The organism is Halomonas sp. CnH100-B, from assembly GCF_024124605.1.
GTDB lineage: Bacteria > Pseudomonadota > Gammaproteobacteria > Pseudomonadales > Halomonadaceae > Vreelandella.
Genome location: NZ_JAMXRX010000002.1, coordinates 558,294 through 577,722, shown reverse-complemented (window position 1 = coordinate 577,722; position 19,429 = coordinate 558,294). Strand labels below are relative to the sequence as shown.

Below are 19,429 nucleotides of genomic sequence, written 5' to 3'. Positions count from 1 at the left end.
AGACGCTCCTTGCAGAGGCAGCGCGCGCTTAGTGGGGCTGCGGCACTGCTGCCCGCTCCAGTCGGCAGGCGGCGTACTTGAACTCGGGTATTTTGCCGTAGGGGTCCAGGGCCGGGTTGGTGAGCAGATTGGCGGCGGCCTCGGCGTAGGCAAACGGCACAAACACCATCCCATCGGGGATTTTATCGTCCACTCTGGCGGTCAGCGTTATTGTGCCTCGCCGCGTGGTAATGGTGAGCTTCTCGCCCGGTACTACCCCCAGACGGTTGAGCTCGCCCGGTGAGAGGCTGGCGACCGCTTCTGGCTCTAGGGCGTCGAGCACCTGAGCACGCCGCGTCATGGAGCCCGTATGCCAATGCTCCAACTGACGGCCGGTGGTCAGTACCGTCGGGTAATCATCATCCACCGGCTCATCCGGCGGTAGCGGGCGCGTGGGGGCGAATTTAGCCAGCCCGCCAGCGCGCGGAAAGGCGTCGCTAAAGACCACGTCCTGGCCGGGGGCATCCTCGGCTGGGCAGGGGTATGTGACGGAGTTCTCCCGCGCTAGCCGCTCCCAGCTAATGTGATTGAACGAGTGCATGCCCTGCTGCATTTCGGCAAACACGTCTTGCGGGTGCTGATAGCGCCAGCCCAGCCCAAAGCGGTTAGCGATCTCTTGAATGATCCACCAGTCCGGTTTGGCTTCTCCTGGCAGCGGTAATGCCGCCCTGCCCAGCTGTACTTGGCGGTTAGTGTTGGTCACGGTGCCGTCTTTTTCGGGCCACGCGGAGGCAGGCAGAATCACGTCGGCGAACTGGGCGGTTTCAGTGATAAACAGATCCTGCACCACCAAATGCTCAAGCTTACCCAGCGCGGCGCGGGCGTGGGTAAGGTCCGGGTCTGACATCGCTGGGTTTTCACCCAAAATGTACATACCGCGCACCTCGCCTGCGTGAATCGCATTCATCACTTCCACCACCGTCAGCCCAGGCTCATCGCTCAGCGGCGTGTTCCATAGTTCCTCAAATGCGGCGCGCAGCTGGCTATCGCCTACTGGCTGGTAGTCCGGCAGCACCATGGGAATCAGCCCCGCATCCGAGGCACCCTGCACGTTATTTTGACCGCGCAGCGGGTGCAGGCCTGTGCCGGAGCGACCGGTGTGACCGCAGGCCAGTGCCAAAGAGATCAAACAGCGGGCATTGTCGGTGCCGTGGGTGTGCTGGGAGATGCCCATCCCCCAGAAAATCATCGCTTTCTCGGCGTTGGCGTAGCGGCGCGCCACCTCACGAATAGTGTCGGGGGCTACGCCGCACAGCGCGCTCATGGCGTCGGGTGTGCTGTGGGCCACGCTCTGCTTGAGCGCTTCAAAGCCTTCGGTGTGGGCGTCGATGTAGGCTTGGTTATACAGGCCTTCCGCGATGATCACGTGGAGCAGCGCGTTGAACAGCGATACATCTGCCCCCGGTGTAAAGCGCACGCTCATGCTTGCGTAAGCATCCAGCGCCTGCCCGCGAGGGTCGAGAATGATGATCTCGGTACCCTGCTTGGCTGCCTGTTTAAAGAATGTCGCCGCCACGGGGTGATTCACCGCCGGGTTGCAGCCGGTTAGAATCACCACGTCGGCCTCCAGCGCCTGCATAAACGAAGCGGTCACCGCGCCTGAACCCAGGCACTCCATCAGCGCTGCGACGGAACTGGCATGGCAAAGCCGCGTGCAGTGGTCCACGTTATTGCTGCCAAAACCGGTACGCACCAGCTTCTGGAACAGCCACGCCTCTTCGTTAGAGCACTTGGCGCTGCCAAAGCCCGCCAATGCTTTGGGGCCTTGCGCCTGCTTAATCGCCATTAGGCCACCCGCCGCGATTTCCAGCGCTTCGTCCCAGCTGGCTTCGCGGAAGTGGCTAAATGGATTGGCAGGCTCAAAGGTAGAGTCGAGCGCCTTGGGAATCCCAGGCAAGCGTATCAGCGGCTTGGTCAGCCGTGCGGGATGGCTCACGTAATCAAACCCAAACCGGCCTTTCACGCACAGGCGGTTCTGGTTAGCGGGGCCATTGCGTCCTTCCACATAGGCCAGGGCATCGTCGTTAATATGGTACGTCAGCTGGCAGCCCACCCCGCAGTAGGGGCACACGGAATCCACCTGCCGCTGGCTTTGAGAATCGCCCTGACCTGCGGCATTGACCACGGTGGCGGGCATCAACGCGCCGGTAGGGCACGTCTGCACGCACTCGCCGCAGCCAACGCAGGTGCTTTGGCCCATCGGGTCAGCAAAATCGAATACCACGGTGGCGGCGGCGCCCCGCTGCGCCATGCCGATGACATCGTTACTCTGCACCTCGCGGCAGGCGCGCACGCACAGGTTGCAGGTAATGCAGGCGTCCAAGTTGACGTGCATCGCCGGGTGGCTGGTATCTGGCTGGCTCACCTGTGGCGCTGCCGCCGCATGGCTGACGGCTGCTTTACGGCGTGGCGGCAGCCATGACTTAACGGCCGCTTCGTTGACCGCTAACTGATCGGCTAATTCCCAGAAGTGGCTGGAGCGGTCAGGGCTTTGGACGCGGCTGGGCTGGTCGACCATCAGCAGTTCCAATACCGTTTCACGCGCTTGTATGGCACGGGGCGAGTGGGCGCTGCGTACCACCATGCCGGGTTTGGCCTCGCGGATACAGCTTGCCGCCAGCACTCGCTCGCCTTCCACTTCCACCATACAGGCCCGGCAGTTACCATCGGCGCGGTAGCCGGGGGCATCTTTGAAACAGAGGTGGGGAATGCTCTCACCAGCGCGCTTGGCCACCTGCCAAAGGGATTCTCCGGGGTAGGCAATGACTTCTTGATCATCCAAGACAATAGTGAACGAAGCAGTCATGGTGCACTCCCTTCAGCGGCATCGCTGACGATAATCTGCTGCTGGACAAGCGCAGGGCGGAAATCCTTGAGTAGCCCCAATACAGGATTTGGAGCCGCTTGCCCCAGGCCGCAAATCGAGGCGTCCTGCATCACTTGTGCCAGTCGAGTGAGCGCCTGCACATCCCATGTGGGTTGCTCTAGCAAGCTGAGCATTTTCTCGGTGCCTACCCGGCAAGGCGTACACTGCCCGCAGGATTCATCGGCAAAAAAAGCCAGCAGGTTGGTGGCCACCGCTTGAAGATTGTCTTGCTCAGAGAGCACGATAATCGCCGCTGACCCAATAAAACTGCCGTGCGCCTGCAGCGTGTCAAAATCCAGCGGCACATCGGCTTTGCTGGCGGGCAGAATGCCACCCGAGGCGCCGCCGGGCAGATAAGCGGCCAGCGTATGCCCGTCTGCCATGCCGCCGGCATACTCCTCTATCAACTCGCGCAGCGTGATGCCTGCTGGCGCCAAGTACACGCCGGGCTTGTTCACTCGCCCTGAGACAGAAAAACTGCGTAAACCGCGCCTACCGTTGCGCCCATGCCCGGCAAACCACTCCGCCCCTTTGTGCCAAATGGCGGGAATCCAATAAACGGTTTCAACGTTATTGACCAGCGTGGGGCGGCCAAACAGCCCCTGCTGGGCTACGTAAGGCGGGCGGTGGCGCGGCTTGCCGGGCTTGCCTTCCAAGGATTCGATCAGCGCCGACTCCTCACCGCATATATAAGCGCCCGCGCCCCGGCGCATGATGATGAATCCAGACGCGACGATGCCCGACTGCTCAAGCTCTGCAATCGCTTCATGGAGCACGCGGTGCAGGCCGGGGTATTCGTCGCGCAGATAGATATAGAGCGCCTCGGCCTCTATCGCCCAGGTGCTGACCAGCGCGCCCTCAAGAAACTGATGCGGCGCGCGCTCTAAATAGTAGCGATCTTTAAACGTCCCCGGCTCGCCCTCATCAGCGTTAATCACGCAGTAGCGCGGCCCGGCGGCTTGGCGCACGGCCTGCCACTTTTTAAACGTGGGGAAGCCTGCCCCCCCCAAGCCTCGCAGGCCCGAGACTTCAAGCGCCTGCAGCACATCATCAATGCTGACCTTACCGCTGCGCACATGGGCCAGTAACTGGTAACCGCCAGCCTGCTGATAGGCGTCAAGCCGCTGCCACAAAATCGCTTCAGGGTGAAAGTGGCCGGTATCCACTACGGCCTCGACGCCTTCTGCGGTGGCATACAGCACATGGTGATGGCCCACCTCGGCCACCGGCGCGGTATCGCAACGGCCCATGCAGGGCGCACGGATCACCCGTACACAGTCAGGATCGACGTGGGCTTCCAACGCTTTGTGTAGCGCACTGGCCCCCGCTAATTGGCAGGAAAGAGAATCACAGACGCGAATCGTCGTATCCGGCGGGGGCGCTTGGTGGTCGTGCACCACATCGAAATGGGCATAGAACGTCGCCGTCTCGTACACCGCTGCCATAGGCAGGTTCATGTAGGCTGCTAGGGCACGCAGTTCCACGAGTGACAAATAGCCGTGAGCATCCTGAATGGCGTGTAGATGCTCTATCAGCAGGTCGCGACGTTTCAAGCGGGGCGTTTGGCGCTCATCGCCTAACAAATCGCGAAGCGCCGCCAGCGCCACAGGGGCCACATCGCGCCCTTTTGGGTAGCCGCGACGGCGGCGAGAAGACGTAATAGGTTGAGAGGTCATGACGCGCCATCCAGAGCTAGGCCAAAGAACGTTACAAATACCGCCGTCAAAGCCGCTATGCTCAGAGAAGCGCCCAAACGTTACGAAAGCGACTTGATGGGGCAGCCGCCACGAGCGACGCCTGCGTTGACGGCTTTTTCATAGCATAGAGGTTAAGCGTCAGCGGGGAAACCATCGCGCCTTTCAGTCTCTTGCCACTTGCCACAGCAGCTCACTCAGCAGAGCAAAACTGGCAACGGGGCGCGACTCTCTTTATTATTTGCCGTCATTTTAATGAGTTAGGAGCGTGGCATGGATAAGCGAACCCCTTGGATCATCACGCTCTTGTTAGCAGCACTCCTCGCCTCCTCCCCAGCGCTCGCCGCGTCGTCGCTCAAGATCATTGCCTCTTTTTCAGTGATCGAGGACTTGGTCAAACGCGTTGCCGGTGACGACATCGCCATTACGACCATCGTACCGATTGGTGAAGACGTACACCGCTGGGAGCTTACCCCGCCTAACGTACTCGCCGTGGAAGAGGCCGATATCGTGTTCTATAACGGCCATGGGCTAGAGCCGTGGATTCGCCATGTCGAAGCGATGGCCAGTGACACGCTCACACTGATGGCCCTGGCCGAAACCGCCGATTACCCCACTCTGGCATTACAACAGGGCCAGCATAAGGGGCGTCCTGATCCGCATATGTGGATGGACCCTAAAGGCGCGGCGGCCTATCTCGATGTCATTACTCAAACGCTCAGCGTGCACTCGCCAGAGAAGGCCGCGGCCTTCCAAACCCGCGCAGCCGAAGCTAAAGAGGCGCTGGTGCTGCTCGACCAGCAACTCACCGAGCGTTTGGAAGGGATTCCTCAAACCAACCGCCTGCTCACCACGAGCGAAGCGGCACTGAGCTATTTCGCCCACGCTTATGGGTTTGAATTCGCTGCCATTTGGGGCATGAATAGCGAAACGATGGGCAGTGCGGATGCCATGGCTGCCATGAGCAAACGGCTCGCCGACAAGCGACCGCCCGCTCTCTTCTATGAGAGCACGACGCCCTATATCCACATGGATGCTCTGGCCCGTGAGACCGGCCTGACACTGGCAGGCCCGCTTTACGTGGATACGTTGAGCGAACCCGACGGCCCCGCTTATAACTACCCTGCCATGCTGCGCTACAACGCAGAGCTGCTGCACGAGGCCCTAGGGGGTGCCAGGGCCGGGGAGTAGCCGCTAGCTTACCAGCTCACGAAGCGAGGCCACGAGCAGGTCCGGGTGGCTCTGCTCGATGGGGTCGCCGTGGTTATAGCCATACGGCAGCGCCACGGTGGTGAAGCCCGCCGCCTTGCCCGCTGCGATATCGTGACGGGAATCCCCCACCATCACGCTCGCCGAAGGGGTAATGTCCAGCGTCTGGGCAACGTGCAGAAGCGGCAGCGGGCTGGGCTTTTTCTCGGCCAGCGAGTCGCCACCCACCGTCGACGTGAACAGCGAAAGCACGCCAAAGTGGCTTAAAATAGGCGCGATGAACCGCTCGGGTTTGTTGGTAATCAAGGCCAGCACAAAACCCGCTTCATGCAGCGCATGAAGCGCTTCAAAGGCACCGGGATAGGGTTGGGTTAACGCATTGGGGGCGGCCCCGTAATGGCGCATGAACGCGTCATAGGCGCTCTGCTGCAGCGCTGCCTCGGGAGGAGCACTAAGCGCCCAGGTCAGCGCTCGCTCCACCAGCACCTGCGCCCCATTGCCCACCCAGTCGCGCACCTGCGCTTCACTCGGTTGAGCCAGGCCAACCTCTTGCAGCGCCCGCTGTACGCCAACGGCCAAATCCGGCACCGAGTCGATTAACGTACCGTCTAAATCAAAGGCAATTAACCGCTTTCCTTGCAACATGGTATGCACGAGCTGGCCTCACTGATGCGTCTAAGCTACTGGTTCACGATAATGTCGATTAATTCAGTCATCTTACCCGCTTAGACCTTCGTCATACACTGCAGAAAGTTCTATGCTGTGGCTATATTTGCCAAGGAGAGAGTAATGGCCATTCCCCGAATTGTGATTGTGGGCGGCGGTGCGGGCGGGCTAGCCCTAGCCACCCGTCTTGGACATACGCTAGGTAAAAAAAAGCGCGCTGAGATTGTCCTGCTTGACCGCAACGCCACCCACGTATGGAAGCCGCTGCTGCACGAACTGGCCACCGGGGTGCTCAACTCCAGCATGGATGAAGTGGATTATCGTGGGCACTCCTCGGCCCACTACTACCGCTACCAGCGCGGTTCCCTCAACGGTCTTGATCGGGAACAGAAGGTCATTCACTTGGCCCCCATCGAAGACGAGGATGGCGTGGAGGTCCTGCCCGCCCGCCAGCTCACCTACGACTACTTGGTGCTGGCGCTGGGCAGCGTTTCCAACGACTTTGGCACCCAAGGGGTTGCAGAGCACTGCCACTTCATCGACTCCCCCCAGCAGGCCAAAGCCTTCCAGCGGGATATGATCAATACCTTCCTGCGCTATACCGACCCCAACCTGCGCCAGCACACCCAGCTCACCATTGGGATTGTCGGCGGCGGTGCGACGGGGGTGGAGCTTTCGGCGGAATTGTTAGACGCCTCGCGCCTGCTCAATGCCTATGGCGTCACGGCGGTGGATCACCAAACGATCAGCGTACACTTGATTGAAGCGGCTCCACGACTGCTGCCCAGTTTATCCGAACGTATCAGCCAGACCGTTCAACAGGAGTTGGAGAGCATGGGGGTCACCGTGCATGTCGGCACGGCGATTCAAGAAGCCCAGGAGTATCAGCTGGTCACAGGCGACGGAGAGGTGATTGAAACCGATCTCAACGTATGGGCCGCAGGCATTAAAGCGCCGCCGTTTCTTACTGAGCTGGGCTTAAGCACCAACAAGCGCAACCAGATCAACGTCAAGCAGACGCTGCAGAGCGTAGACGACCCGCATATTTTTGCGATGGGCGACTGCGCTTGCTGCCCCCAAGGCGATGAGGCCACGGTACCGCCTCGCGCTCAGGCCGCGCATCAGCAGGCCAAGCTATTGGCGAAGAACCTTGAGCGATGCCTGACCAAAAAGCCGTTGCAAGACTTCATCTACCACGACCACGGCTCGCTGGTATCGCTGGCCCGCTACGATGCGGTCGGGAACTTGATGCGCAGCTCGGCATCGCGGGGGCTGTTTTTGGAGGGCTGGTTGGCGCGCCAAGCCTACGCATCGCTCTACCGTATGCATCAACTCTCTATTCACGGTGCGCCAAAAACCGGGCTTGCCTGGCTGGTGGATAAATTGAACCGCTACCTCAAACCACGCATGAAACTTCACTAAGGACATGCAAAGGGCGGGGATCAGCCCGCCCCTCTTATGTCTTAGCGCGCCTTCCGTCTCAGCGAACCTTAGCGAGCGCCGCGCGCATCTGCTGAATCACGCTGTCGTAGCCGTGCGGGTCGCTTGCCTGATGGGCGTTAAAGATCGCTGAACCCGCTACAAAGGTATCGGCACCGGCGGCGGCGATATCCGCGATATTATCGACTTTGACGCCCCCATCGATCTCCAAGCGAATGGGCAAGCCCGAAGCGTCGATACGTGCCCGTGCCTCACGCAGCTTGTCCAGCGTACCGGGAATGAACGACTGGCCGCCAAAGCCGGGGTTGACGCTCATCAGCAACACCATATCGACTTTGTCCATCACATAATCAAGATACGAAAGCGGCGTTGCCGGGTTAAACACCAACCCCGCCTTACAACCACCGTCACGGATCAGCTGCAACGAGCGGTCGATATGCTCGGAGGCTTCTGGGTGGAAGGTGATGTAGCTGGCACCCGCCTCAATGAAATCGCTGATCATGCGATCCACCGGTTTCACCATCAGGTGCACATCGATCGGCGCCGTCACGCCATGATCGCGCAGCGCCTTACATACCATCGGCCCAATGGTCAGATTCGGTACGTAGTGGTTATCCATCACATCGAAATGCACCACATCGGCACCGGCCGCCAGCACGTTGTCGACCTCCTCGCCCAGCCGCGCAAAATTAGCGGAAAGTATCGACGGGGCAATCAAAAAATCCTGTGCAGCGCTCATGAAAGGGTCCTCGAGTAGGCGGAACGGGGAGAAAGAAACGGAGATAATCACGAGCGGGCCATCTTACCAGAGCCAACTCAGAAGCCCTATGCCCAGGGCCTCCCCGAGAAGTCCCCATCGCTTGTCTCGATATGCCCAGACATATTTCCAAATAGAATATAAAACACGATTGTAATTCCCCAATCCTAGGTTTAACCTTATCGGCATCGCGATGACATCGCCCTCAGCCTTAAGGAGTCTGCAATGACATTATCCTCTGCATTCCGTACCGGCCTTCGCCGCAGTCTATTGGCCGCTGCCGTGGGCACCGCCGTTTCTGGCATGACCTTCTCCAGCGCCGCTGTCGCTCAAGAGCGCGAGCTGCTGAACTCCTCTTACGACATCGCCCGCGAGCTATTCGCCGCGATCAACCCTGAGTTTCAGGCGTGGTGGGAAGAAGAGCATGGCGAAGAGATCGCTATCAGCCAGTCCCACGGTGGCTCCTCTGCCCAAGCGCGCGCCATCATGCAGGGCCTGCGTGCGGACGTAGTGACGTTTAACCAGGTTACCGATGTGCAGGTACTCGCCGATGCTGGCTTGGTGGCGAAAGATTGGCAGGATGCGTTTGAGAACAACGCGTCGCCCTACTACTCCACCACCGCGTTCCTAGTGCGTAAAGGCAACCCGAAAGGCATCGAGAGCTGGGACGACCTCGTCAAAGAGGACGTGCAGATGGTCTTCCCTAACCCGAAAACCTCCGGTAACGGTCGCTATACCTATCTTGCCGCCTGGGGCTTCGCCGAGAACGAGTTCGACGGCGATGAAGAGCAGATTCAAGACTTCATGCGCACGTTCCTGGGCAACGTGGCGGTGTTCGACACCGGCGGTCGCGGCGCGACCACCAGCTTTATCGAGCGCGGCATTGGTGACGTGCTGATCAGCTTCGAATCCGAAGTGAACAACATCCGCAGCGAATATGGCAGCGATGACTACGAAGTGGTCGTCCCGCCGGTAAGCATTCTGGCCGAGTTCCCGGTGGCCGTAGTGGGTGAGAACGCCGAGCGCAACGGCAACAGCGATTTAGCCCAAAGCTACTTGGAGTACCTCTACACCGAAGAGGCCCAGCGCCAATTGGCAGGCTTTAACTACCGCGTCCATAACGAGACGGTGGTCGAAGAGTTTGCCGACCAGTTCCCCGACACCGAGCTGTTCGAAGTCGAAAACGTGTTCGGTAGCTGGGAAGAAGCGATGGAGACCCACTTCGAAGGCGGGGCTCTACTCGATCAACTGCAACGTCGTTAACGGTATCCCATGAGCCAGTTAGCATTTTGGCGATCCGGCAGCACGCGCGTGCTGCCGGGTTTTGGTCTGTCGATGGGCATCAGCGTGCTGTTCATCTCGCTAGTATTGCTACTACCAATGACGGGCCTGTTTGGTCAGCTTTCCGAACTGAGCTTGGCCGAGTACCTTGCGATCATTACCGAGGGCCGCGTGGTCGCCAGTTACATGGTCACCATCGGCGCAGCGGCGGTGGCCGCGCTGGTGAATGCGGTGTTTGGCCTGCTACTGGCCTGGGTACTCGTGCGCTATGAGTTTCCTGGCAAGCGCCTGCTTGATGCCTTGATGGACCTCCCCTTCGCCCTGCCCACTGCCGTGGCTGGCATCACCCTGGCCACGCTCTATGCGGGTAATGGCTGGGTAGGCAGTATCATCGAGCCAATGGGGCTTCAGATCGCCTATACCTGGGTAGGGATTGCGCTGGCGATGGCTTTCACCAGTATTCCCTTCGTGGTGCGCACGGTGCAGCCGGTGCTGGAAGATTTGCCTGCCGAGGTGGACGAAGCCGCGATGTCCCTGGGCGCCACCGATGGCGTGGCGTTTCGTCGAGTGATTATGCCGCACCTTTGGCCAGCCCTAGTGACCGGTACCGGGCTTGCCTTCGTACGCTCACTAGGTGAGTTCGGCGCGATTATTTTTATCGCTGGCAACATGCCCTACGAAACCGAAATTACCGCGCTGATGATCTTCGTCAAACTGCAGGAGTATGACTACGCGGGGGCGTCTGCCATTGCCTCGGTGGTGCTGTTTGTCTCTCTGGCACTGCTGCTCGCTATCAATATTTGGCAGGGCCGCTTTGTGCGTCGTCTGCATGGAGGGAAAGGATAATGCGCCGGATTGGTGATGCGCCTTTAGTGCGGCGCTTATTGATTGGCGCGGCCCTACTGCTGTCTGCGCTATTTCTGCTGCTGCCGCTGGTGGCTATTTTTGCTCAGGCGTTCTCCCAAGGTGTGGCGGTGTTTTGGGAGAACGTGAGCAATACCTTCACCCTGCACGCCATTGGTCTCACGCTGGTCATCGCGTTAATGACCATCCCCATCTGCTTGGTGTTTGGCGTCGCGCTGGCGTGGCTGGTGACGCGCTTTAGCTTCCCAGGGCGGCGCATTCTGCAAACGCTGATTGATATTCCGTTTGCCGTTTCTCCCGTCGTGGCGGGCTTGATCTATCTACTGCTGTATGGCCGCAACGGCTGGATTGGCAGTTGGCTCGACACTCACGATATTCAGCTAATGTTCGCGTGGCCGGGCATTCTGATGGTCACCATCTTCGTCACCTGCCCGTTTGTGGCGCGTGAATTAATCCCGCTTATGCAGGCCCAAGGCTCACGGGAAGAAGAGGCCGCCGTAACGCTGGGCGCTTCCGGCTGGACGACGTTTTGGCGGGTCACACTACCCAACATCCGCTGGGCACTGCTCTACGGCATCATCCTCACCAACGCCCGCGCGGTGGGTGAATTTGGCGCGGTCTCGGTTGTCTCAGGGGCCATTCGTGGGCAAACCAATACGCTACCGCTGCATCTAGAGCAGCTCTATCAGGATTACAACGCCGTGGGCGCGTTCGCGAGCGCCGCCCTGCTGGCCCTGATTGCCCTGTTAACGCTTGCGGCCAAGGCAGGCCTGGAATGGCGCGCATCGCGCCGGGAGGCATTCTCATGAGTATCCGCTTACAGAATATTGCCAAGCACTTTGCCAACACCCAGGCGCTCGAACCGATCAACCTGGATATTCACGAAGGTGAATTAGTAGGTCTACTAGGCCCTTCCGGTTCGGGCAAAACCACCCTGCTGCGGATCATTGCCGGTTTGGAGAACGCCGACCGCTCTCCTCAGCCCGGCAAAATCCTGTTTGGCGACCGTGACGTGACCAACGTGCACGTTCGCGACCGCCGCATCGGCTTCGTGTTTCAGCACTACGCGCTGTTTCGCCATATGAGCGTTTACGACAACGTGGCGTTTGGCCTTACGGTGATGCCGAAGAAGCGCCGCCCCTCCAACGGCGAGATTCGGGCACGGGTGTTTAGACTGCTGGAAATGGTCCAGCTTGAGCACTTGGCGAACCGTCTGCCTGCGCAGCTCTCTGGCGGCCAGCAGCAGCGCGTATCGCTGGCTCGCGCGCTCGCCGTGGAACCTGACGTACTGCTGCTCGATGAGCCGTTTGGCGCGTTGGATGCCAAGGTGCGCCAGGATCTGCGCCGCTGGCTGCGCCGTCTGCACGACGAGCTGAATTTTACCAGCGTCTTCGTCACCCACGACCAAGAAGAAGCGCTGGAGCTGTCTGATCGCGTGGTGGTAATGAGCAACGGTCGCATCGAGCAAATCGACACGCCGGATACCCTTTACCGCGCGCCGAAGAACCGCTTCGTGTTCGAGTTCTTGGGGGATGTGAATCACCTAGAGGGGCACGTTCGCGATGGCGTCCTGACCTGCGGTGACGCGCACCTGAACGTCGACTTGCCCGATGGCGACGAAGAGCTGTTGCTGCGCCCCCATGAGGTGCGTCTAGCGGAAGAGCCCAGCGCCGAGAGCCACCTGCCGGTGACGATTACCGCTATCTCCCCGGTCGGGGCCGAAGTGCGCGTAGAGCTCGAGGCCGACTGGCTGGCAAAACCTTGGCAAGCCACCGTGCGCCACGCCGACTTCGAGCGTTTACACATGCGCCGTGGGCAGCGCTTGTTCGCCCATCCACGCCAGTGGCACCGCTTCAAAGAGGACGCTAAAACGCCCGAGCAACAGGCGCGCGTGGCCTAGGCGCTGCTGGCTTCTCGCGTTAACACAGCGCTATACTGGGGCTTTCACCCTCAATGCCTTGTTACGACAGACATTTATCTCGTACAACCACGATGATTGCGGAGAGTTTTATGCGTCGGCGTCACTTTTTACGCGCGTCTGCTGCGCTGTTGGCCACCGTATTGCTGGCGGGCTGTGCCAGCCCTCAATACCTTCAGCTCAACCCTACGCGTAGCGCAAACGTGCCGCAAACCGGCTCTGGCCAGCAGGTCACCGTGGTGGCCGTCGATGCACGGCCGAGTGAAGTGATTGGTACCCGAGCGGGCGGCAGCATGTCGACGGCGCAAATCACCGTCAACAGCCATGAATTGATCCCACAACTGCAGGCCGAAGCAGAACGCGCTGCCAGAGACATGGGCTTTACACCCACGCGGGAAGCCGCCCAGGGCCGCCCTAGCCTGACGCTGGAGCTGGCCAGCTTGCACTATGGGCGTGGGGATAGCGGGCAGCCACTGATCGACGAAGCGCGGATCGAAGGAGTGTTCCGCGCCATTGCGCAAAACCAGGGGACGACCTACACCGGCACGTATACCTCTCGCCGTACGCAGGGCTATGCGATCAAACCCGGTGAGGATGCCAATACGCGCATGCTCAATGACCTACTCAGCGATGGCTTGAACCGAGCGTTCAGTGACCCAGAACTAGGCCAGCTGCTCGCTCGTTGAGTTGCTCGCCAAGCGAGCCCTCATACCCGTGGCCCGCGGCGTTCCAGAGCCCACAGGCTCTCGCTGCGGCCACGGTCATCGGCAGGCAGATGCGCAAGCCGCTCGATGCGGAAATTAGGCGCCATCAGCCGTTCGATCTCCTCATCCGGCACGCTGAAAGGCGGCCCCGCGTCGCCAGCGTCATGGGTGAGGCCCACCAATAGCCCCTTCGCTCCGGGCGGAATCAGCTGCGCCAAATGAAAGGCGTAGCGCTCACGGGTCGCGGGCGGCAGCGCAATCAGCGAGGCACGGTCATAGAACGCGCCCACTTCTGCCGCCTGTTGAATATGCAGATGAAAGAAATCACCGCACCATAGCTCGATGCTGCCCTGACGAGACACCTCGAACCCCGCTTGGCGATAGCGCGAAACGCCGCCGCTGCGCTGGGCCAGAAACTGTTCGATGGCCTCCGGCGCCAGCTCGATTCCTAGCACCGGATGCCCACGATCAGCAAGCCAGCGCATATCCAGGCTCTTACCGCAGAGCGGCACCAGTACTTTGGTCCCCTCTGCCACGCCAAGTGTAGGCCAGTGTTCGACCAGAGCCGAGTGCGCCTCCTCAAGGTGAAAGCCGATCCGCCCCTCTTGCCAACGCTGTCGCCAGGGATTCTCCATGAGCTACCTCTCGATGACTGGGAACTCGCGCTTAGAACCAGCGGTCCCGCTTTTTACGACGGCGCGGCAAATGCGGCACGATCAACCCCACCAGCAGGCCAGCGCCCGCCACACCGCCACCGTACATGAAGTAGCGCATCAGCAAGTCTTCCTCTTGCGTATCCAGACGGGCTTGCAGCGCGCGCACCTGTTGGCGCGACTGTTCGGCTTCATTGTCCAGCTCGAGGTTACGGGCTTCCAAATCGGCGATGCGCTGCTCGCGGATGTCTAGCGTTTCGGTCATCGAGGAGACCCGCTGTTCCCAGCTTTCGTTGATACCGTCCAACTCTTGGGTCAGCTCGTCTACCTGAGCTTGCAGCTCGGGGAGCTGCTGGCGCGCGCTGGGCGTTTGCTGCAGCTCGTTGCTGAGTACCCACACGGTATCGCCACTGTTACTGCGAACGCGTGTGTAGTCACCGCTGGTGTCGAGCACTTCGACCTGCTCGCCTGCATTGAGCGTACCCACAATGCGATAGCCATCTGTCGGCCCGCTACGTACATAGGTGCTCAGCTCATCGCTGACCCAGGCTTGGCTATCGGATTGAGCCAGCGCTGCTTGGCTGCTCACGCTTAACAGCACGCCTATCGCGGCGGCGTAACAATTACTGCGAAATTTTTCTACTTGCATAACGTCATGTCCTGATCAAAAAACGCGCGTGGCCGACGAAGCCGCCGCGCGTGTCGCTCAAAGCGTTGCGCATGTCTTAGGCGCTTACCCTTCCCCGCGGGGCGGTAACGGGAAGGGACGAGGAAACTCTGCGACGCGGGCATCACTTTTCACGGCCTTTAGCGGGCCTTCACGCTCCACCTCGTCAATCCGCACAATGGCGTTCAACGGCAGGTAGCTACGCTTGACCCCCTCGAAGGTACGCTGCAGTTTTTCCGCTCCTGGATCCACCACCACCCGCGACGCATCGTCAAAGACAAACTCCTCGACTTCAATAAAGCCCCAGAGTTCGCTCTGAAATATCTCTCTGACGTATAAATCCCAAATTTCACCCTGCTGGTGAACCACCACACGGTAGATCGGCTTGGCCGCCATCTTGGCCTATTCCTCTTGCCACTTGAACGTATCGTTAAGCCGCAAGCCTACCATATTCGCGTGTTGCCCTTTAGCAGACATCGCCAAAGTCAGCGAATTCCCCCTATTTTCGCTTCAGAAGCTGCTAATTAGCCCAGAATGGTTTGGGTCGTGTATGGTGAAGAGAGTATTTGGCAAGACCATTCATCACCCCAGAGGAGTCAACACCATGCAAAAGGATCCCAATAAGGGCTATATCGCCCTCTTAGGCTGGAGCCTCAATGCGATCGAAGCGGCGGAAAATTTTGACCGTCGATATATCGTGGTGGCACCCGACTGGGCGGAAGAGTACTGCCAAAAGCACGACATCCCCTATGTCCCCTGGAACTTCGAGCGTCTCAACGACCGCTCCATGGAGATCGCCGAGACGCTGAAAGAGAAAGGCGTCGACGTCGCGATCCCCCTGTTCGAAGAGACCGTGGAGTGGGCGGGCGCCATCAACTCGGTACTGCTGGACAACCCGCGTCTTTACGGACAATCGTTGCTCCTACGTGACAAAGCGCTGATGAAACGTCGCGCCCAGCTTGGCGGGATTCGCGTGGGCATTTTCGAAGAAGCCCATGACAAAGAGGACGTGATTCGCTTCCTCAAGCGGGTCAACCAGACGCTGCTGAAACTCGATGGCGACCCCAACGACCCGATTCACCTCAAAGCGTTTGATAAAGCGGGCTGCCTGGGCCACCGGGTCATTCGAACCCCTGACGAAGTCGATACCATCCCGGATGAAGAGTTTCCGGTGTTGATGGAGTCGCACCTGGACGGTTGGGAGTTCGCCGTAGAGGCGTGGATTCATGACGGCAAAATCGCCTTCCTGAACATTTCCGAGTACGTCACGCTAGGCTATTCCGTCTTCGTACCTGCCTCTCCAGAACTAGAAAAATACCGTGAGCAGATCACCGCGCAGATCGAAAAACTGATCAAGGCGTTTGATATTGAGTTTGGCCTGATTCACCCCGAATACTTCGTCACCAGCGACGGCGAGATGTACTTTGGCGAAGTGGCCTACCGTCCGCCGGGCTTCAAGGTGTTCGAGCTGCTGGAGCGGGTTTACGGCTTTAACGCTTACCAGGCGTCTATGCTGGTCTTCGATCCGAAAAGCACTAAAGACGAAGTGGCTGAATTCTTCCCGAAAGAGATCGTCGATGCCGACGGCTTCGCGGGCTGCTTTGGGGTTTACCCGCGCCGCCGGGTCGTCAGCCGTCTGGAAATCCCGGAAGAGACGGAAGATCACCCGTACTTCGAGTCTCACGAACTGACACCACCGGTGGAAGAGACCGTCACGAAACGCACCGCCTTTGGTACGCATTGGGGGTTGATCTACTTTAAAGGCGACGATGCGCATACGATTCGCGATCTGCTCAAACGCCAAGAAGATCTCGACTTCTATGTATAATCCCCGCCAAGGCTGGGATAAGGAGTCACCGTGACGACCAAGCAAGAAGCCACTTCCACCGAAGATGGCAAGCTCGATGGATTACTGAGCAAATTCGATGATGCGGTGCGCCTGCTTTCGCAGGCGCCTGCCTTTTCTAAACCCGCAAAGCTGCCCCGCGTATTGGATACGGCTAGGCGCGTGCTCATGCAGGCGGGCGGCTGTGCTGCTCTAGAGCAGCGCGCGGCGGATTTTGAATCCGCTGGCATCTTTGCCGGGTCGGATTGGGAGACGCCACAATACCTAATCCCCACATTGACGACCTACTCGCTTAAAAGCGCTGATGCCAATGTGGTCGTCATTGAAGCATTGAGCGAGCTGCGGTTACTGGCCGTAGCCAAAGGCGATTACTCCCACCCCCTTATTTCCCAAGAGCAGGCGCACCACTACCTGACTCAAGTCATGGCGATCAATCTATGGCTGCTCTTCAATGCGCCCAGTGAAGCCGAACGGGAAACCCAGGGGCGTTTGGCGAACATCTCTCGCCACCTGTTTCAACACTTGGCCGAGCGCATCGGCTATGAGTACGTCATCGACCAGTTGATCGATGAAATTTGGCGCATCCTCAAACAGCGACCCATTCAGGTCGATGCCATCAAACAGATGATCACTCAGATCGCACTGTGTCAGGCCAACCCCGAGATCGACCTGGGAGCCAGCGGCCACGGGGCCGATAGACTGGTTAGCTCGCTGTACGGTCCGACCCAGGCGTGCCGTGAAGACCCCGGCATCGATATTTACCGCGCACGCCTAGAGCGCATGGATAACGCCACGTTACAAGCCGAATCCACCGGTTTTGCCCGCGCCATGCACGATACTGGCCTGGTCTCCCCTTACCATGCGGTGCTGCTGCGCTATCTGTTGGAAGAGGGCGACCATCTGCTATCCGAAGCGCTGGGGCTCTCCTCCACGGGCCGCGACTGTTTGCTGTGCTACCGCGAGCTGGTGCATGCGCTGATTCGCAGCGGCGTCTATCCAGCGACGGCACAAGCGGTGTATGGATTAGCGCTTCTGCTAGAGCGCGGCATCCTCTACCAGCCGCCGGTGGCCCCTGCCATGTGGCGTCAGCTCAATCTTCAGCTCTCCGAGTGGGCCGAGGCTCGGCTGTCGCTGGCCTATGGCGAGGTTGCCTCCCCCCGTGCCCGACTCATCGAGGGCGTGCTGTGCATGCTGGGCCTGCCGCTGGGCGTGGGCCAGGGCAATAACCCAACCTGCCAATCGGCCCGGGCGCTCTCGATGTGGGCGTATAACGACCCGGACTATCTGCTGCAAATGGTCACCTGGGCCGCGCGGGATGACGAAATCATCATGCACTTCGAAGGCCAGCCGATCTCCTCCAACGAGAGCGTATCGGGCGTGGCCGCCGAACTGCCGATGGACCTCGACCCGGTTTCCTTGATCGTGGTGCCTCACCTGGACCGCATTTACGCGGAAATGGGCCGACGCTGCATTGGCCGGGAAGGCGACCCCCACCGCTGGGTGAACCCCGAATTTCACGGCTGGTGGTCCGGCCGCGGGTTCAGTATTAACGTGGATGTCGCCACGGGAAAACTCAGCGAAGTCGATACGTTCATTCGCCACTTCTATGCCAGCTATCACCCTTACTACAATGGCAACCAGCCGCTGATTCATCCCCAGCCTGCCGGTATCGCCGTCACCGACAGCGCCGCGCGTTTCATCGGCTGGCATGCCATTACGATTTTGCGGGCCTCGCTGGATCCCAACGACGTCATGCGGATCTACTTCTACAACCCCAACAACGACAGCGGCCAGGATTGGGGGGATGGCGTCAAGGTCAGCACGTCCGGCAACGGCGAGCGTTTTGGCGAAGCCTCCCTGCCCTTCGAGCAATTCACCTCACGGCTCTATATTTATCACTACGACCCGCTGGAGCGTGGCGAACTGGCCACCGTCACCGATGAAGAGCTGGAGCGTGTGAAGGGGTTTTTGCACCGTAGTTGGGGAGCGACCCGCCTTCCATCAACTGACTTACAGGCCGACCCAGGGCCCCAGTAACACGGGGCGCCTCAACCACGATAGACACGACCACGATGATACGACTCGATCAACTGCTGGTCAGCCAAGGGCTGGCCAGTTCTCGTACCCGTGCCCAACGGCTGATCAAAAACGGGCGCGTTTTTTTGCGCGATGGTACGCGGCTCACCAAACCCTCGGAAAAGTGGACCTTGGACACGCCGCTACATATCGACGAAGACCCAGAGGAGCGCTACGCCTCCCGTGCGGGGCTCAAGCTAGAGGGCGTGTTACACGCGCTGGACATGCGCCTCGACGAGCGAGGCGTGCTGGACATCGGCCAATCGACGGGCGGCTTCACCGATTGCGCCCTACAGTTTGGCGCTCGGCACGTGATTGGTGTGGAAGTGGGTCACGACCAGCTCGCCAGCCACCTGCGCAGCGACCCGCGCGTGACCTGCTTGGAGGGCCTCAACGCCCGCCACATGAGCAGGGCAGCGGCGCTGTTGAACGCGCTGGCCGAGCGCCCCATTGATCTTGCGGTGATGGATGTGTCGTTCATCTCCCAGACGCTGATTCTGCCGGAGATTGCCGCGCTGCTGCCCCCTGGCGGGCAACTTCTATCGCTGGTCAAACCGCAGTTCGAGCTGGACCCTGGGGCGCTGGACAAGCGCGGTATCGTACGCGACCCTCGCCGCTACGCCGACGTCGAGCAACACATTCGCGCCGCCTGCGCACAGTGCGGCCTTGCCATCAGCCACTGGCAAGAGAGCCCCATCACCGGCGGAGATGGCAACCGAGAATTTCTCCTGCTCGCCAGCAAACGCTAA

The 19,429-nt window shown here is 59.8% G+C and carries 17 protein-coding genes; 10 read left to right on the top strand and 7 right to left on the bottom strand.

Translation table 11 applies throughout. From position 1 onward, the window contains the following. Positions 1–28: 28 nt before the first annotated feature. Positions 29–2,845 carry a formate dehydrogenase subunit alpha gene (gene fdhF, locus NH398_RS06295; protein WP_253017270.1) on the bottom strand — a complete coding sequence of 939 codons (2,817 nt, stop codon included), beginning with the start codon at positions 2,843–2,845 and terminating at the stop codon, positions 29–31. Beyond that, positions 2,842–4,581, bottom strand: coding sequence for an NAD(P)H-dependent oxidoreductase subunit E (locus tag NH398_RS06290; protein ID WP_253017268.1), 1,740 nt, complete (start codon positions 4,579–4,581; stop codon positions 2,842–2,844). Before NH398_RS06290 ends, fdhF begins: the two co-directional genes overlap by 4 nt. A 291-nt stretch (positions 4,582–4,872) precedes the next feature. On the opposite strand from NH398_RS06290, the gene NH398_RS06285 reads away from it, so the two are divergent. After that, positions 4,873–5,790 carry a zinc ABC transporter substrate-binding protein gene (locus tag NH398_RS06285; RefSeq protein ID WP_159341688.1) on the top strand — a complete coding sequence of 306 codons (918 nt, stop codon included), beginning with the start codon at positions 4,873–4,875 and terminating at the stop codon, positions 5,788–5,790. A gap of 3 nt (positions 5,791–5,793) precedes the next feature. Here NH398_RS06285 and NH398_RS06280 read toward each other — a convergent pair whose 3' ends face one another. Then, positions 5,794–6,453: a phosphoglycolate phosphatase gene (locus tag NH398_RS06280; protein WP_253017394.1), complete on the bottom strand. Its 660-nt coding sequence runs from the start codon at positions 6,451–6,453 to the stop codon at positions 5,794–5,796. A gap of 144 nt (positions 6,454–6,597) precedes the next feature. On the opposite strand from NH398_RS06280, the gene NH398_RS06275 reads away from it, so the two are divergent. After that, the gene (locus tag NH398_RS06275) at positions 6,598–7,896 is read left to right on the top strand and encodes an NAD(P)/FAD-dependent oxidoreductase (protein ID WP_253017257.1); all 1,299 of its coding nucleotides are present in this window, start codon (positions 6,598–6,600) and stop codon (positions 7,894–7,896) included. A gap of 58 nt (positions 7,897–7,954) precedes the next feature. Here NH398_RS06275 and rpe read toward each other — a convergent pair whose 3' ends face one another. Then, complete coding sequence (gene rpe / locus NH398_RS06270) at positions 7,955–8,653, bottom strand: ribulose-phosphate 3-epimerase (protein ID WP_253017255.1); 699 nt, start codon at positions 8,651–8,653, stop codon at positions 7,955–7,957. A gap of 243 nt (positions 8,654–8,896) precedes the next feature. Here rpe and cysP point away from each other — a divergent pair, with 243 nt between their 5' ends. The 5 genes from cysP (at position 8,897) to NH398_RS06245 (ending at position 13,420) form a co-directional block, all read left to right on the top strand. After that, on the top strand, positions 8,897–9,934 hold the full coding sequence (gene cysP / locus NH398_RS06265; protein WP_290441413.1) for a thiosulfate ABC transporter substrate-binding protein CysP: 1,038 nt from the start codon (positions 8,897–8,899) through the stop codon (positions 9,932–9,934). 9 nt (positions 9,935–9,943) lie between these two features. Next, positions 9,944–10,798, top strand: a complete 855-nt coding sequence (cysT, locus tag NH398_RS06260) for a sulfate ABC transporter permease subunit CysT (RefSeq protein WP_159341683.1) — start codon at positions 9,944–9,946, stop codon at positions 10,796–10,798. Further along, positions 10,798–11,625, top strand: a complete 828-nt coding sequence (cysW, locus tag NH398_RS06255; RefSeq protein WP_159341682.1) for a sulfate ABC transporter permease subunit CysW — start codon at positions 10,798–10,800, stop codon at positions 11,623–11,625. Before cysT ends, cysW begins: the two co-directional genes overlap by 1 nt. Further along, on the top strand, positions 11,622–12,716 hold the full coding sequence (locus NH398_RS06250) for a TOBE-like domain-containing protein (protein ID WP_253017253.1): 1,095 nt from the start codon (positions 11,622–11,624) through the stop codon (positions 12,714–12,716). The genes cysW and NH398_RS06250 overlap by 4 nt, the downstream gene beginning before the upstream one ends. Before the next feature lie 110 nt (positions 12,717–12,826). Then, the gene (locus NH398_RS06245; RefSeq protein ID WP_253017251.1) at positions 12,827–13,420 is read left to right on the top strand and encodes a YajG family lipoprotein; all 594 of its coding nucleotides are present in this window, start codon (positions 12,827–12,829) and stop codon (positions 13,418–13,420) included. Between the two features lie 20 nt (positions 13,421–13,440). Here the strand turns inward: NH398_RS06245 and NH398_RS06240 are convergent, their stop codons facing one another. The 3 genes from NH398_RS06240 to NH398_RS06230 form a co-directional block, all read right to left on the bottom strand. Continuing rightward, the gene (locus NH398_RS06240; protein WP_253017249.1) at positions 13,441–14,073 is read right to left on the bottom strand and encodes a thiopurine S-methyltransferase; all 633 of its coding nucleotides are present in this window, start codon (positions 14,071–14,073) and stop codon (positions 13,441–13,443) included. 31 nt (positions 14,074–14,104) lie between these two features. Continuing rightward, positions 14,105–14,740, bottom strand: coding sequence for a TIGR04211 family SH3 domain-containing protein (locus NH398_RS06235; RefSeq protein ID WP_159341678.1), 636 nt, complete (start codon positions 14,738–14,740; stop codon positions 14,105–14,107). 84 nt (positions 14,741–14,824) lie between these two features. Next, positions 14,825–15,154 carry a DUF1820 family protein gene (locus NH398_RS06230; protein ID WP_009100748.1) on the bottom strand — a complete coding sequence of 110 codons (330 nt, stop codon included), beginning with the start codon at positions 15,152–15,154 and terminating at the stop codon, positions 14,825–14,827. A 208-nt stretch (positions 15,155–15,362) separates the two neighbouring features. Here NH398_RS06230 and NH398_RS06225 point away from each other — a divergent pair, with 208 nt between their 5' ends. From NH398_RS06225 to NH398_RS06215, 3 genes are read left to right on the top strand one after another with little or no spacing between them, the layout of a single operon-like run. Then, positions 15,363–16,586, top strand: coding sequence for a carboxylate--amine ligase (locus NH398_RS06225; RefSeq protein ID WP_159341677.1), 1,224 nt, complete (start codon positions 15,363–15,365; stop codon positions 16,584–16,586). 30 nt (positions 16,587–16,616) lie between these two features. Then, positions 16,617–18,641 (top strand): hypothetical protein, encoded by a 2,025-nt coding sequence (locus NH398_RS06220; protein ID WP_253017248.1) that lies wholly within the window; start codon positions 16,617–16,619, stop codon positions 18,639–18,641. A 35-nt stretch (positions 18,642–18,676) separates the two neighbouring features. Then, a complete protein-coding gene (locus NH398_RS06215) occupies positions 18,677–19,429 on the top strand; it encodes a TlyA family RNA methyltransferase (protein WP_253017247.1) in 753 nt (250 codons plus the stop codon).